The sequence below is a fragment of the Dyadobacter sp. CY327 genome, from assembly GCF_021390415.1.
Taxonomy (GTDB): domain Bacteria; phylum Bacteroidota; class Bacteroidia; order Cytophagales; family Spirosomataceae; genus Dyadobacter; species Dyadobacter chenhuakuii.
Map to the genome: position 1 here is coordinate 1 of NZ_JAJUXJ010000003.1, position 15462 is coordinate 15462.

The 15462-nt window shown below is 50.4% G+C and carries 10 protein-coding genes and 1 pseudogene; all 11 read right to left on the reverse strand.

Going from position 1 to position 15462, the window contains the following annotated elements; genetic code table 11:
* Nucleotides 1-45 precede the first annotated feature (45 nt).
* On the reverse strand, nucleotides 46-726 hold the full coding sequence (locus LZG74_RS10900) for a hypothetical protein (RefSeq protein ID WP_233796612.1): 681 nt from the start codon (nucleotides 724-726) through the stop codon (nucleotides 46-48).
* Nucleotides 713-1756 (reverse strand): annotated as a pseudogene (locus tag LZG74_RS10905) (RagB/SusD family nutrient uptake outer membrane protein). The gene LZG74_RS10900 and the pseudogene LZG74_RS10905 overlap by 14 nt, the downstream one beginning before the upstream one ends.
* A complete protein-coding gene (locus LZG74_RS26215) occupies nucleotides 1734-2009 on the reverse strand; it encodes a RagB/SusD family nutrient uptake outer membrane protein (RefSeq protein WP_409014465.1) in 276 nt (91 codons plus the stop codon). The pseudogene LZG74_RS10905 and the gene LZG74_RS26215 overlap by 23 nt, the downstream one beginning before the upstream one ends.
* Nucleotides 2010-2314: 305 nt before the next feature.
* Complete coding sequence (locus LZG74_RS10910; protein ID WP_233796613.1) at nucleotides 2315-4639, reverse strand: hypothetical protein; 2325 nt, start codon at nucleotides 4637-4639, stop codon at nucleotides 2315-2317.
* A 5-nt stretch (nucleotides 4640-4644) separates the two neighbouring features.
* Nucleotides 4645-6081: a hypothetical protein gene (locus LZG74_RS10915; RefSeq protein ID WP_233796614.1), complete on the reverse strand. Its 1437-nt coding sequence runs from the start codon at nucleotides 6079-6081 to the stop codon at nucleotides 4645-4647.
* 73 nt (nucleotides 6082-6154) lie between these two features.
* Complete coding sequence (locus tag LZG74_RS10920; RefSeq protein WP_233796615.1) at nucleotides 6155-9127, reverse strand: PVC-type heme-binding CxxCH protein; 2973 nt, start codon at nucleotides 9125-9127, stop codon at nucleotides 6155-6157.
* 7 nt (nucleotides 9128-9134) lie between these two features.
* Nucleotides 9135-9920 (reverse strand): DUF1080 domain-containing protein, encoded by a 786-nt coding sequence (locus LZG74_RS10925; RefSeq protein WP_233796616.1) that lies wholly within the window; start codon nucleotides 9918-9920, stop codon nucleotides 9135-9137.
* Nucleotides 9921-10019: 99 nt separating this feature from the next.
* Nucleotides 10020-12395: a hypothetical protein gene (locus LZG74_RS10930; protein WP_233796617.1), complete on the reverse strand. Its 2376-nt coding sequence runs from the start codon at nucleotides 12393-12395 to the stop codon at nucleotides 10020-10022.
* Between the two features lie 66 nt (nucleotides 12396-12461).
* Nucleotides 12462-13487: a carbohydrate kinase family protein gene (locus LZG74_RS10935; protein ID WP_233796618.1), complete on the reverse strand. Its 1026-nt coding sequence runs from the start codon at nucleotides 13485-13487 to the stop codon at nucleotides 12462-12464.
* 3 nt (nucleotides 13488-13490) lie between these two features.
* Entirely contained in the window at nucleotides 13491-14627 is a 1137-nt protein-coding gene (locus tag LZG74_RS10940; RefSeq protein ID WP_233796619.1) for a Gfo/Idh/MocA family protein, read from the reverse strand.
* A 5-nt stretch (nucleotides 14628-14632) separates the two neighbouring features.
* Nucleotides 14633-15460 carry a class I fructose-bisphosphate aldolase gene (locus tag LZG74_RS10945; protein ID WP_233796620.1) on the reverse strand — a complete coding sequence of 276 codons (828 nt, stop codon included), beginning with the start codon at nucleotides 15458-15460 and terminating at the stop codon, nucleotides 14633-14635.
* Nucleotides 15461-15462: the final 2 nt, after the last annotated feature.

Sequence of the window (15462 nt, forward strand, 5' to 3'; positions counted from 1 at the left end):
GGATACGCTTGTTCACAGCCTTGACAAAATCCTTCGGTGATTCTTTCAACAGCTGATTCGAGTCAAAACAAATCCCGATGTTATCAATGCCGTCGAGTATTTGCAGGATCTCCTTGCTGGTGTTGCCAAGACATGTGCGCGGAAGGCATTCGATGTTGAGCGAGGCGACTTTTTCCAGCAGTAGACCGCAAGTTCTTCCAGCGATTCCCGGCAAGCTTCTATCCTTGATGCCCGCAGTGAATCTGCAATCGGCTCAGTACTTGGGTGGATCACGATCTGCTTGACCTTCATTTCCATTGCCAGATCCATGTATTCCTTTAAATCACGTAAAATGGCTGGTCTTTTCTCAGGATCGGTTTCGGACAGATCCAGCTTTTTGCCGTAAGGTATGTGGGTTGACCAAATTACAAGACACGCCTTTTTTGCGTCGCTATAAAATTTCTTTGCGAAAGTCAACCGTTCCGCCGGTGTACCATTTACCAGTTCCGGCTTCCAGTTAAGCTCAACACGCTCAATACCACTATTTTTTCCTTCCCGTAAAGTCTCAGGTGTCAAATCCGGGAAAAGGCCGGAAGCCGTTCCCAGCTTCCAGCTTTTTGGCATTTTTTTACCCTGAGCCAAACAAGGTTGAAACATATAGCCAGCAGTAAACACCGTCATCAGAACAAAGTATTTAAGTGCCAAGAAACTGATGCATGTCATTCGGGCAGTTCTAGTATCCAACATTTTGCTCTAGTTTAGGGTTTCTGTCACGCTGTACATCAGGGATTGGCCACCAGTAATCTCTGTGCGCATTGAATGTACGCGTCATGATAGGCTTATTTGCATAGGTAAGAATGGGTGCATTAAGAACCACCACGGCCGTTTTCCATCTGCGGATATCAGTGTAATACAAGCCTTCGCCTGCAAACTAAACCCGGCGTTCCAGGCGGATTATCTCCCGCATTTCAGCTTTGGTTTTTCCGGCGCCTACTATTGGCATTCCGGCTCTCACACGTATTTTGTTGACAGCTTCCAACACAGATGCGTCGGGTGCGGCAGAAGCTTCGTTTTGGGCTTCGGCATACATAAGCAAAACATCTGCATATCGGATTACCATATAATTGATCTCCGAGCGACCATCCTGAAGGTTGTTAGTATTGGGCTCTTTATCGTAAATGGTATATTTCTTGGTGCCGTATCCGGTTACAACAAACCGGGCAGGCGTCACCAGCTCGCCCTGGAACATATCGCCCGGGTAAACGATCGTCTGGTACATGCGCGGATCGCGGTTATTGTGCGGATTTGCTGCATCGTACAATGGCAATTGGGATTGCGGCAGCCCATCTCTCATCAGGTACGCATTCACCAGGTCGCGTACAGGAGCGTTGGTGTTGTACTGGCGCCCGATAAGGTCAAAACAACTTCCCAGTTGCGGTGCCATAAACTGCACGTCAAAAATCGACTCGAGACTATTCTCATTTGCAGGAAGAAACAGGGCACGGTAGTTCGGAAAAAGTCCGTAGTCAGTCCCCGCTAAATCTATAACCGCTTTGGCCGCATCCGCAGCCAGCTTCCATTTGGCAGCGTCTCCTGAAGTATTCACCAACGGGCCGGCCTCAAAAAGCAAGACTCTTGCTTTCAGGGACAATGCAGCACCCTTGGTAGCTCTTCCTTTGTCTGTAGCGGCGGAGTATTTCACCGGCAATGCGGCTGCGACTGCATCAATGTCTTTCAGCACCTGCTGCACCACTTCATCCCGCGTATTTCGTGGCATCTCCGTGAGTGGCGGGATTAGGCTGGTCAAGGATCAAAGGCACTCCGCCATAATAGTTTGCAAGTGTAGTGTAATACAACGCTCTCAAAAAGGATGCTTCTCCCTTCATCCTGTTTTCCAATGCGGCATCCATGGACACTGTATCAATTTTGGCAAGAAGCGTATTGCAACGCCCGATACCGCGGTAGGCGTCGTCCCACCTGCTGGTGATGATCGCTGAATTGCTGGCAGTTTGAGTACCAGCCCCGATCACACTCCAGCCTCCTGAATTGTCATAATTATATGCATTTGGGGTTGCTGTTTCCTCCCATAGCGGAGTCGCAGTTCCGCCAAGGCATCCGTATTATCGCTTTTCAGTAAATCAACCAACATCTCGTCGGTTGGATTTGAGTGAGACATCTGATTCTGTATTTATTCACTAAGGTTCCCTTTTGAGGCCAAACCCTAAATTTTTTCTTTATTTTTTTTGAAATATGCTGCAGCTGCCTCGGTTATTTTCGGCACATAATGGAAGACAGTTCTACGCAGAATTTTGCATCCCCGTACACTTCGAACAACCTACAACGCTTTTTTTACCTCCGGCAGCCAGTGGTCGATCAAGTCTCTGCAATTGATCACTTTCTCGGCAAGGTCATTGCATACATAGAAATAATGGTTGGAAGCTTCAAAGCCCAGTCGGCTATCGCCGCCCTGCAAAATGGCCATGCGTTTGGCCAGGGCGATTTCCCGGCGAAGGATGTTTTCAAGTTCTGTTACCAAACCGGCTGCCCGTTTCTTGTCCTTCTCAACAGCCAGCTTGTCCCTGGTCACAACAAATAACGCCTGGTTCGCAACGCTGCTGTAATGTACTGCTACGGTTTCTGCCACCCCGCACTCGTCTGCCAGGGCTTTGCGCATCGGTACCGACAATTTCAAATTGACAGTTTCTTTTCGCAGTTTGCCGAGCGCATCATGAAAGCCGCCAGCCACTTTTTGCATTTGAGAAATGAAAATTTCTACCGGATAATTGGCCCGCCATTTGTTTACATCATCATACGCCAAACCGACCATACTCGCTTTATAACCCGTCGGCTTCGACCACAATAAATTCGATGGTCCTGCCTGCAAAGGCGCCGAGTAAACCACGCCGACATGATACGGAAATTCACTGAAAGCCTTGCTGAATTGCCTCCAAGCCTCTGTAACCGCCACACCCGCTACTCCATACCTGCGTTCCGCCACTTTTTGCATCGCCTCCAGTGCAGTGATTGTTTTGCTGCTGCCCATTTCGGCGACTATTTCAAGATTAGGAGAAGGATAGCCGCCCAGTGTCCAGCCTAGCATCAGTCCGTCGACCTGGGTATTACGCAGGTTTTCGGCATGTCGTGCTACGTTTTCCATGGCCGGAATGTAGGGTACAGCTGCAATTTCCCAGGTGCAGCCAGCTTGAATTTTCGCTATGGTCCGCAGACCGTTTTTCCGGGCAATTTCCCAATGCCGCAACGCGCGTGGCCCCGGACCGATGGATGAAATGGAATACTCTCCTACTTTATTTTTTATGCCACCCCGGTTGATTTCAAGATCCCACTCGCTGACACTCATCAGCGCTGCGGTTTTGGGTAATGCAGGAATAATATCTTCCGCCCAGCCGTCCCGCCAACCCCAGTCCCAAGCAATCAGTCCCGGCCCTTTTTGCAGTTTGTGAGGAGCCAAACCTTGATTTATCCCTTTCAGATAAAGCTGGTTTAGTTCCGCGATCACTTCCGCCGGGCCGCGTTTACCGCACCTCGGACATTCGGCGCCTTTGCCGTGCGACCAGCAATTGGTATGGTTCTCTGATGCAGTAATGGAAAAAAAGCCGGCCAGCTCGGGCACCCTCGATGTGATCGTCGCCATAGAATCAACCAGATATTTCTGTACTTCCGGATGGCTTGTACAGAGCGACGCCTGGTCACCGATCCGCACGCCTTTGAGTTCCGGATGTTTTTCAAAAAAAGCAAGCGGCATAAACCGGGGTTCATTGAGATACAAATAAATCCCTATACCATGCTTTTTGGCTTTAGCGACCAATTTTTTCAGATTTTCCAGCCGCTGTTCCCAATGTTCGCTCACAGCCGGGTCCCACGGAAAAGGCGTAATCTTAGAAAGTACAATGTGCATCCACGTTCCGTCCATCCCAGATGCGGCCATTTGGGCGAGGTAACCGTCGGGATACGGATCAATGTCGGGCTGCAACAGCGGATCGCCGAAAAGGGCATAATACGCATAGCCGAATCTTGGAGAAAAACCGGAAGAACTTTGTTTTTCCCCGTTTTCAGGGGCTTTTGATAATTCTTTCACAAACTCAAAAAGCGGCTGCCCATGCTGCGGCAATCCTTTCCTGAACTCCTCATGAATAACATCAGACAGCCATTTTTCCCGTTTCTTGACCAACTCGGAGGAAGCCCGAAATTTTATCGGCTCGCATTCCGGTTTGATACTTCCCAGTTTGATATAGAAAAAATCGTCTTCCTGCAATGTAAAACTCAGTTTTTCATCTGTCCAATTCAGCAGTTCCAGCATTTGCTCTCGGGGCAGCAGGTGCCAGTTCCGCCTAATCACTGTGAGGTAACTCCGCTGCTCCTGGTCGGATGGAACCGGTTTTGGGGCGGGAAGTCCGATTGTAGTTGCAAGCCTAAGTATATCCTCCGGTTTCGCGCCCGTCACCGCAGCAAGCCGTTGGGTAGATACCAGACCCCAGTTTCTCCATAAAAAAGCATGAAGTTTATCAGGGAAATGAGGCAAATCAAGGGCTTGTTTTTTTATGGAACGAGCACTTGCAAGGGTAAGGGATGGAGGTAAAGCGAGCAAACCAGCCGTAGCCAGCGTCGCAGATCTCAAAAATTCTTTTCGCGTAAATGTCATTGTATTCAGTGATTTGCGGCTTCGAGTTTGTCGAGAAGTTCAAACAGGGACGCGGTGATTTTGGTAGAAGCATCCACTTCCAGGTAACTCGATTTGGCGCGCCACGTTTCGTAACCACCCAATTTGTGGTGCTCAGGTGTAGGCAGATAGCCATTGTATCCGTTAGCCAGTGAAATGCTGAAAGTCGGTTTAAAAGGGCTTCTTTGTTTAATATCCAGACCTATTTCCACAAATACCTCGCAAGGAATAGCAGTAATCGCCAGATCGCCGATACGAAATGCCTGCAAGATCAGCGGGACCTGATCAGGATAATCTTTCATAGCCATGGTTTCCTGCGCATATACTTCTTCCATGGAAGTCATGATCGGTTTTTTTGCTTTCGAAATAATATCTTTTGCCCTTACTAGCTCATCAGCCGCCGGTTTGCGCACACCCAGCGAGATCTCCTTTTGCGCGCTCGAAAGCGAGATCCAGTCCTGATATTTGATGTTTTGATATACTTTAAATGCTTCCGCCGCAACGACATTGGCCACCGCTCTCATCTTTTCATAAGGCAAAACAGCATCCGGGGCTTTTCCACCAAAATCAATATTGTTGATATTCCCGCTGGTACCGTTGGACATGACGGTCACAAACGCAGGATCCTGCCCCTCGGCGCCGAGCATTTGCTGCATACGGTTCGCGAACATGCCATAATAATCCGCTGAAACTTCACCGGGGCCATTTCCCCCCACATAATGCAGAGAGTAATTCGCCAGCAATGCAATCGGCCGGCCCGCAGGCGTCTGAACAGAAACCACCGGAAGGCCGGGATCTACCGGGCCTGCGGGTTCCAAAAGATTCGGATTGCCGATGCCGGGATTCATTTTCACCCGATCTTCTTTGCCAAATGGATTGATGATCGGGGTGCCCGGTTTCATTTTCCAGCGCCGGTTAAAAACCTGGGTTGGTTCGCTGCCCACGCCCCAGCCGATCCGCGCCGGCGCCAGATTGTGGTTCGCACGGATCACCGCGTCGGCAATGCGCGCGCTGAGAAATTTGCCGTAATCCTTGTCGGGCTCGCTTTGAAAAACGGGACAGGCGGTCCCGCCGGAGTGTGTATGGGTAGCCGACATCATCATGTTCGCGGCAGGAATTTTGGTCACTTCGCTGGCCCGGCGCTTTGCCTCGTCGAGCACTTCCCGCGATATCATACAAAGATCGGAAACGACAATAGCGAGTCTTGTCTGGCCGTCGTCGAGCACGATGCCCCGCGCCAGTGTTTCGTCATGAATACTCCTGATCGTGATATCCTGCATACCGCCATTGTTGGAAGTGCCGATCTTTGGCGTAATGTTGCTGGTGGCTGCGCCGGCACGAAAGACTTTCCCGGACGGCGTTTGCTGGCCGTGCAGCACCGCGCCACAAAGCAGGAATACCACACTCAAATACATTTTTTTCATATTAGGTTATAGGTTTAGGAATGAGCCCTCGCGTCGGTAGAAGACGAAATAGGATAACGGCCATAGTAGCATATCAGCCGCTACCTTTTAGAAATGCGATTAACTGCGCCAACTCATCTTTGGTCATGGTTTGTTCCAGTCCTTCGGGCATCAGTGAAAGTCCGGAATTGGTCAGCGATTTGATGTTCTTGCGAAGGATTGACTCCTGCGTCCCAAAAGCCGTTTTCAGGGTGAGACTGTTGTCCGTTTCCGCCATAAGCCATCCCGAAAACGACCGACCGTCATTGGTTTCCACTGAAATCGCCTGGTAAGCGGGATACACCTCATAATTTGGTACAAGAATGTGCAGCAGCAATGCGTCTGCAGGCTGGTTTCGCACACCGGTAAGGTCAGGGCCCACCTTTCCTCCCTGGCCTGCGTAAGTGTGGCAGGCGGAACAAGCTTTTTCAAATACCGCTTTCCCCGGTTTGGCATCGGCTTTGGTATTAAGTATATCCCGGTAATCCCGATACACTTTCATTCTGCCTCCTCCTTCAAGTTCTCTGAAAAGATCCTCAGCTCTATCGCTGACCGCCTTTTCTTTGTGTTTCATTAATCGCTGCCTGTCCATCGACGAAATCTCCGCAGGCGCAATCACCCCTTGTTGTATCGCACTGAAAAGCACTTCAATAAATACCGGCTTGGAGACGAGTGCGGAAACCACCGCGGATTTTACCTGCGGCGTGTAATTCTTCCAGATCTGTTTTTCTGTTAAAAAAGCACCCCCGCGGGCATCACCCTGGCGTGCCAGCGCAGCGACGGTTTCAAGCTGTAATTCGGGTGTATTTTTTGCGTCCATAAGTTTCCTGAGCACAGGACCGCTTTTGTCGAAACCGGTATAACCCAGTAGTGCGGCGGCCGTGACCCGTGCGTCCGGAGGTAATGCAGAACTGCCCGCACGTATCGAAGCCTGGCTGATGAATTTGTCGAGCTGGTGCTTTTCGGGCGCAGAAGCGTTAGTGCCCAGCAGCCCGTACAAGACACCTTTCGGGGATTTTTCAATTTCTGTGCGCCGGTTTATCCCCTCCGCCAGCCCAAGCGCCGTTGAAATCCGCGGGCCGTAATTCCCGGTGCCCGTAATTACCTCTTTTAACAACACACGGCAGTCGGCCAGCGGCGCGCCGTTGCCAAATAATTGGCCCAAATCCTGCATGACTGCCGTATATGCGCCGGGGTTCACCGTAGACCTTGGACGAAATGCAGCAAGGAATTCCGGCAGCCGGTTACCAATTCCGCTCAGAACAGCTGCTCTTACCCAGCGGTCGGCACCGTCTTTTGCAGCAATTTGGGATAAAGAAGCGATAGCCTCTTTCCCTTCAATCGAACCCAGCACCAAGGCCGCCGTAAAACGCACCCGTGCGGCGGGATCGCTGGCGGCCGAGGTGAGGGTAGTCAGAAGCGCGGGATATTTTTGGTATACATTGCCCGACAACGAAACAACGTTTTCACGAACGCCCGGATCTTTGTCAGTCCATGCAGTTTTCAATGTCGCTCCATCAGTTTCTCCGTAGGAATCCAATAGCCATAAAGCCCTCAGGCGGCTTTCTGAAATTTTAGAAGTGGCCACAATTTGTTTCAAAAACGGCACCGCATCCGGTTTCCTTTTTTCGAGCAAAAGGCGGTGAGCTGTTTGCCGTTCCCACTCCTCGGGTGACTGTAATGCAGCAACCAGTTCCTGCATTGTTCCAAAACGGCACACCTGCTTCTTGTCTTTGAAATTACTATTTACGATCCTGTAAATCCGTCCGTCCGTTTTTCCGCTTTCAAAATCCAGCCCGCTCCGTGCTTCTTCGGGCACATAAGAAGGGTGATCGATCACTTTTCTGTGCATGTCCGCCACATACAATGCGCCTTCCGGACCGTGCTGCAAAAACACCGGCCGAAACCACTCATCGGTGGAAGAAAGAAATTCCTTGCCTTTGTAGGGCAATTCCGATGCGAAAGAAACACCTTTCGCAGAAACAATCTGACGCTGCACCAGGTTTTGGGCTGACTCACAAATAAATACATTTCCGCGATGGGCCGGGGTAAGTCCTGTCCCATTGAATATCGTCACGCCACTCGCCGAAGTGAACGTACCCGTGTGAGACAAACCAATCAGTTTTGGTATAAATTCAGCGGAGGTTACTGCGCCGCTGATCGGAGAAACGGTGGCTTCGGCCTCTACTTTGGATACGTTTTCTGTGGTTTCCGTAAAAGTCAGATGCGGGTTCCGGCGCAAATACCACGGTTCCATCAGGATCTGCCGCACCGGATGCCTGTTCGAACAGCCGAAACGCCTTCCGTATGCGTCGAATGTCAGCCCATACTGACTTCTGCCGCCAGTGATTTCAAATTCAAAAGTTTCGGGGTTAAAACGAGAGTCGGACGCAGAAAATGAAACGGCTGGTCGATCAGGATACAACGGTGATGTAACCTCACCGCTGTTCAGTCCGCTGGTGACATATACCTTGCCATCCAGCCCGAGCGTAGGATGGCTGACGCGGATCTGAGCGGTTTGTTTGTTACTGAAGCCAGTAAGTACTACCTGTTTTATATCCGCTACACCGTCACCGTCGGTATCTTTGAAATAAAAAATATCCGGCGCGCACGTCACAAAGATTCCGCCTTTCCAGACCATCAAACCATTTGGGTAAGTGAGCCCGGTGGCGAATTCGGAGCGGTGGTCATATTTCCCGTCACCGTCGCGGTCTTCGAGCAACGCAATTCTGCCCAAAGTAGTTGGCGTCCCTCCTTCGGCGGGATCTGGATAGCCGCTGTCCTCGACGACATACATCCGCCGGTTCTCATCAAAAGCCAACGCGACGGGATCCATAACAAGCGGTTCAGCAGCGATCAACTCGATCCGCAGCCCGGGTTCCAGCCGGAAACTTCCCATCGCTTTTTTAAGCCGGGCGGAATCCGCAGAGGCGTAGGATAAAGTGTTTTTAAAGTTGTTTTCGCCCGTTCCCGCCAGCAGAGCCAGTAAAATCAACGGGACCAGAAAGAGTTTGCCAGTGTAGTACATACTTTTTCTATTTCTTAACCAAAGGCGTTAGTTCCACCTTTCTCACAAACATTTCTGCCCCTTCAGACTGGATCTGAATTCGACCGACCGACGGCTTTACACGCATGGCCCTATTTACCAGCACGCCATTGAGATAGAAATAAACATTGTCGTCCATCGCGATCACCCGCACTTTGTTCCACTGCCCGACCGGTTTTTCAATATCTTTTGCACCTCTGAAATCTTTAACATCTTTCCACGATGGATCGCGCGCGAACCAGTTGATCCTTCCCGTCTTGATTGTCACATTTTCACCCCCTGCTTTATAGATGTAAGTGCCTCCCTGCTTTTCGGGTGCGACCGGGCACGTGATGGAAAATTTGTCGCTTCCATCGCCCACCACCAGAAAATCACCCGTACCACCTTCGATAATCTGACATTCAATGGAGTACATCCAGTTTCCTGAAAACGCACCATCTTTTCCCTGCGAATGGATCAGTATGCCATTATCGCGGGCGGCGGCAACCCTCGGTTCATGGGTTACAGTGCCCCATTTAAACTCTACTTCCAGGTCATAATTCTCATATTTCTTGTCCGTGGTAATACACCCGTATTCATAGCCTGATATGTGGATCTGCTTTTTTTCAACCTTAAAAACCTGATCAGGATCCTTGCCCCTGCCCTGTTTATTCAGATAGGTATACCAGCCTTCCAAATTTTTCCCATTAAACAATTCGGTAGTTTGCTGCCTGACAACGTTGTTGCTTTTAAGGGTTTCAGCGGCGGTCTGGGCGTAATTTTTTCCTGGTATCATAGAAAAGAATAGTAGCAGGTAACAAAAAACAAAACGATTGTTTATCATGAAGTCAACGGGTTTGGATATATGGTTCAGGAATTTGCTATCATTACAGAACTACCCTGCCGCAAGCGGCAACTGTTTGTTCAATGTATCTTCCAGCAGTAAAAGCTTTTCTTTCAGTGAGTAAGGTGTGTACACATAATCCTGTTCAAACTGAAACCCGAGCCGCGAATCATGCTCGACAGCGATCAGGGAAAGTTTGGTCCGGGCAATTTCAGCGGCGGCAATCTCCTCCATCTTTTTCAGCATTTCACCGGCTTTTTTCCTGTCTTTTTCATGTGCTCGGTTAAACCGCAATTGCTCAAATTCCAGGACGGCACAATTGCTCTCCATCATCCGGTGCAAATGCTCCGCCACAACCACCTCCGAAACTGCACGCTTTCTTTTCCACTCCGGACTTTCCATGGCGGCGGCGCGGTACAGTTTCAACCCTTCCTCCATTTCAGCGGCAGCCATTTTCAGGTGTTTCAGGAAAACAGGAAGCAGCGCGACTTCTTTTCCGGCCACAATGCCGGTTGCGCCGCGAGCATATTGTTCAGCCCGGTTTGTTGTATTGCTAAAATCAGGATAAAAAACCATTCGCGAGACGGTAAACGGCCAGTATGGGTTCAGTTCCCCGCCAAGATAGCCCATCCAGCCTTCGTGATCTGTCCAGGAATTGTGGAAAGTGGCAGTCCGCACCGGCGGTTCCTGGAAAAACAAGGGATTTCCGATTGCATTGTTGGTACCCATATTAGGCCCGGTGTCCGGCACCAGGCGGATCGCTTTATCAAAATGTTCCCAGGCCTGCAACACTTTTTCCTGCTGCTCCGCCCCGAACAACCGGGAAGCCATCGCGCCGAGCAGTTCCTGAAACGACATGGAATTGTCCCAGCAGGTCCAGTAACGCAGTTCGGCAACGAAGTTGGGGGTATAACCGCTGCTCCAGCTTTCCAGCGTCCCGCTCACACCGTACTTCTGCAATGCATCGTACCGTTTTCGCCACTGCCCGGGAAAAGGCAGGTAGGGAATGGTGCCAAACTGCCAGCTCGCGAACGTATCCACCTTGGAATATACCTTCATAGACCGCCCGTTCGCCTCCCCGATCTGCGCCTGCGTAACCTCCGCCGGCCCGACCTGCGATAACGAATAGTCGCGCAGGTAGCCTTGCATGCCGTCCAGTTCAAAACCCTTGCCGTTTTCCCAGGTTAGCATCGGGATCGCCTCGGCAGGCAGCTGCTGAATGAAATATTTTTTAAGTTTGGTATTTTGGGGCCGAAAGTCAATGTTGTATTCCCAGGCCAGAATTTCAGTTTCTGGGTTCACCCGGTGGCATTCTTCAGCCACCATCGCAATCGCCTTGCTCCAGTTCCTGGCCCAGTCCTGCACATGTTCTTCGTCGGCACCGTGTAACCCACCCCATTTTTTATACCAGAAACCTTCTGTCAGCAGTACGTAGCCCTTAATGAGAGGAAATTCTTTGATAATATCCCGGACCAGCTTGCGTAACCCTTCTTCACTTTCTGGCGTGCCGGTATATTGGTAAATGATCGGCGCATATACTTTTATCCCGAATTTTCCCGCGCGGCCGATCAGGTCGTGGATCTTCTTCGGGTCTTGCTTACGGACTTTCTGAAGCAATCTTGCATAGAAATCGGTTGAGTTTTCGGCGGTCGTACGGTCGCCGTTTGGATTGGCATATACGGAAGCAAAGATCCCGTCGAAACCATTATGCGCCATCGACGACAGGATCTGGTCCGGCCACTCCATCCACCCCATACCCGAAAGCGCCATTCTCCTCTGATACAAGCTATGACGAATTATTTTCAGGTTTTTAGGTAAAAACGGACCTTCCCGTAAATTCATCCGGGCCTGCAGATTGTATAACCCATGCAGAACACCATGCTCATCGTAACCGCAAACCACGAACCCTTTTGGTGTTTTTACCAAAGCATAACTCTTCGTGCCTTTCAGTTCCTTTCCGTACTCTGGTAACTGGTGCCGCGTGCCGATCAGCACCACCTGATCGCTGCTTTTTATTCCTTTCCAGGATTTGCGCAGGTCGATCTGGCTCCGCACTTCCATCGCAGTTTCCAAGTAGTCTTTAAAATCCTTTACCGCGTCCCTGATCAGCCCCGAATTATCTTCGACATAACAAAGCTTCACATCCTGGCGCAATGCAAATTCAGTATCCAGCGGCTTCGCGGCCGGATCTTTCGCCAACTGGTGCATAGCCGATTCCCGGATCCGCTGCTGGTAGCCGAAAGGTTTGTCGGCGGGCAGTACCCGCTCCACTTCTCGCGCAAAAGACTCGGTAGTAACTGCGGCGTCCGGCCGGATTTCGGGCTTGAAAAAAGTAGCCTGCTGCGATGCTTTTGCCAGGACGGCAGATCCTGCAACGCCTATTCCGGTGGCTCCCAGAAACTTTCTTCGGGTAAGGTTTTTATACATAAATTGGTTGGCTCATCAATGTTAAAAAGGGTTTTTAAACCTTGTAATGCCCATTAAGAATTAAACTTATCCATTCCGGTAACCGAGACCCTTGCCAAAATCCAGGCATTCCTCCCACGCAACGATACTTCCGGAGGCATTGGAATCTAGAAGACTTCTTGCGGCCACAGAAACACCTAAAAGAAGGTTTTTCCCCATTTCCCAGCCTTCATGCACACCTGCCAGCACACCCGCCGCGAAAGCGTCTCCGGCGCCAACAGTACCAATTACCAGTTCCGGCGGCATCGCAATGCCGGGCTGAAAAATGCTCTTCCCCTCCTTGCTCACAGCGATGGCTCCTTCCGGAAAATGCAGTACCACCCATTTCAAAACCCCCATATCGAGAATAGCCTCCGCGGCGCGATAACCTTCCGATACATTCACTAAACCATTGCTATCAACAAGCTCGATACTAGTTAACATTTTCGCTTCCAGCTCATTAATGAAAAGAATATCGATAAATGGCAAAGAAGGCGGGATAATGGTCGTATACCTGTCGGACTGCTCGCTGACAACATCCGCCGAGGTGATAAAGCCCGATTTCTTGGCCTGCTGCAAGACCTTGGCCGCACCCGACATGCCGTCCGGGCCCAGTTCATCCAGCTTGTCGAGCAGTAGCAGGTAACCCAGGTGAAATATCTTTGCCTGCGAAAATGAGAAGTCAAAATCGCCCGTATCGAGGAATGCATTTGCGCCCCGGTAATGGAAAAAAGTGCGCCTGCCTGTCTCGGAAACAGTCATCACATCGGTATAGGATGTTTCCACGCCGGGCAGCACTTTTAGCTGCCTGCAATCGATCCCCATACTGCTGCATTGACGTAGAATTTCATCGCCTTTTTCATCATTTCCGATGGCGCCGACGCCTTCCAGCGGAAAAGAAACCTGCATTTTATGAAGTGCCTTCAACACATTAAAAGGCGCCCCGCCATTGCCCGAATCCTGGTGCAGGATGTTGGCCAGCGCATTTTCTTTGGGGTACACATGGATCATTTTAACAAAATCAATGATCCAATTTCCGCCTGCCAGCACCCCATTTCTGTTATTCTTTTCCATACATCAGTCGTAGGCAACTTCTACCACCGATCTCGACTCGTGCGACTGCAATGCGCTTTCAAAAAGCTTGTGGCTCATCATCGCCTCGCGGGGTGTTACGCAGCCGAAACGGTTGTTCAGCAATCCTTCCCGCTCGGCAAAATAAGCCGCTAGCATTTGCATGAAACAATCCGAAAATCCGGCCTCGAATATGGAACCTGTAATCGTTGGAAATGCGACCTGAAAACCCAGATCGGTCCGCTGCCAGGCTTGCTCCTTGCCCCTGCTGAACGTCCACAAAGCCTTGGTATCCTTGGTATTGAACTTCACGCCTCCCTCAGTACCATAGATTTCAATGTACCACGAATTCGTTTCTCCCGGAGCTAATCGTTTCATTTCCATCATCATCGGAATTTCATCCCCTTCTATGTCGACGGTCGTGGAAAGCGTGGCGTTGTTCCAGGTGTCGGATTCGCCCCAGCCGCCTTTTCCGTCGGGGCGTGTGGTGATTATTTTTTGCAGCTGCGCAAAAACGCGTTTCGGTACCCAACCCATTCTCAATGGAATATGCATTACGTGCATTCCGAGGTCGCCCATCACGCCGATATTTCCGCAGTACTGCGACTGGCGTTTCCAGTTGATCGGTTTGAGTGGGTCCATGTCGCTGGAATGGCAGAATCCGGCTTTGATATCAATAATTTTACCAATTCGTCCCGACTGGACTTCTGCAATAACGCGCTGCGCGCCAGGCAAAAAAGGCATTTCAGAGCTGCATCTTACGAATCGGCCAAGTCGGTCCGCGGTTTCGCTTATTTCCTTTGCAGCATCGAGATCTACACCAAAAGGTTTTTCCGCAAGCAGGTCTTTTCCCGCTTCCAGCACTTCGGTATAATACTTTTTATGCAGATTATGCGGCAATGCAACGTAGATGACCGACAAATCCGGCGATGCCAGGAGCACTTTGTAATCTGTCGTTCGCAAATCCACCGAAGGCACACTCTCGTACCATTTCAGTGCCTTGCTATCGAGATCACAGACTGCCTTTAATTGCACTTTCACAGGATAATCATTCAATGCAAACCACCTTCCGAGCGCGCTGGCCACCTCCTTCCCCATCAGTCCGCCACCAATTATCCCGACATTTACTGTTGTCTGTTCCATCGGTTTCAGATTAGGTTGATCACGTCTTTCGGCTCCGCATTGTCATGAACAATCGCCATCAGCGCGCGGGTCATACCAGCGGGATTTGCATGCTGGACCACATTACGGCCATACACAATGCCTTTTACGCCTTGTTTCATCAGCCTGTAAGTCCGTTCAAGAATTTCCTCGTCGCTGGCTCTGCCGCCGCCGCGGACCAGGATTGGGATTGAACCTGCTATCTCGACTACCTTGTGATATTCCTCCACTTCGTCGGTCGGGTCTGCCTTAATGATGTCCGCTCCGAGTTCCACCGCCTGCCTTACCATCGGTGCAATCAGCTTGATATTGCCATCGACCATATAACCGCCAGCTTCGTGATTGGGCCTGAAAACCAGCGGCTCGATCATCAGCGGCATGCCGTAAAAGTCGCAGAGCGGTTTCAGTTTCAGGATGTTCTGGATACAATGATCGGTTACTTCCGGTGCGCCGGGAATACGGAAAAGATTCACCACGACGCAAGCAGCATCGAGCCTGACTGCCTGCAAAGCAGGTTCTTCTATCATCCTGCTGTATAATACACTGGGAAGTTCGGATCCGTATACATTGGCTACATCGGTGCGTAGTACCAGCGCAGGTTTGCTTTTTCCTGCAACCGATTGCAGGTGATGCGCCTGCCCTATCGTGAGCTGTATGGCGTCGGGATCGGCATCAATCAGCACTTTTACCGACTTTTCTATATTTTCAATACCGGGCAAAAATGAGGATTCGCAGAAGAATCCGTGGTCGATCGCCACATCAAAACATTTACCCGATTTCGCATTAAATAACCTGTTGATTCTGCTCGCTTTCATAC

Bases quoted from the DNA above. Each gene is read 5' to 3' on its own strand.
- LZG74_RS10930 (WP_233796617.1), bottom strand. From the start codon at position 12,395: ATGTATAAAAACCTTACCCGAAGAAAGTTTCTGGGAGCCACCGGAATA.
- LZG74_RS10940 (WP_233796619.1), bottom strand. From the start codon at position 14,627: ATGGAACAGACAACAGTAAATGTCGGGATAATTGGTGGCGGACTGATG.
- LZG74_RS10945 (WP_233796620.1), bottom strand. From the start codon at position 15,460: ATGAAAGCGAGCAGAATCAACAGGTTATTTAATGCGAAATCGGGTAAA.
- LZG74_RS10915 (WP_233796614.1), bottom strand. From the start codon at position 6,081: ATGAAAAAAATGTATTTGAGTGTGGTATTCCTGCTTTGTGGCGCGGTG.
- LZG74_RS10910 (WP_233796613.1), bottom strand. From the start codon at position 4,639: ATGACATTTACGCGAAAAGAATTTTTGAGATCTGCGACGCTGGCTACG.
- LZG74_RS10935 (WP_233796618.1), bottom strand. From the start codon at position 13,487: ATGGAAAAGAATAACAGAAATGGGGTGCTGGCAGGCGGAAATTGGATC.
- LZG74_RS10925 (WP_233796616.1), bottom strand. From the start codon at position 9,920: ATGATACCAGGAAAAAATTACGCCCAGACCGCCGCTGAAACCCTTAAA.
- LZG74_RS10920 (WP_233796615.1), bottom strand. From the start codon at position 9,127: ATGTACTACACTGGCAAACTCTTTCTGGTCCCGTTGATTTTACTGGCT.
- LZG74_RS10900 (WP_233796612.1), bottom strand. From the start codon at position 726: ATGTTGGATACTAGAACTGCCCGAATGACATGCATCAGTTTCTTGGCA.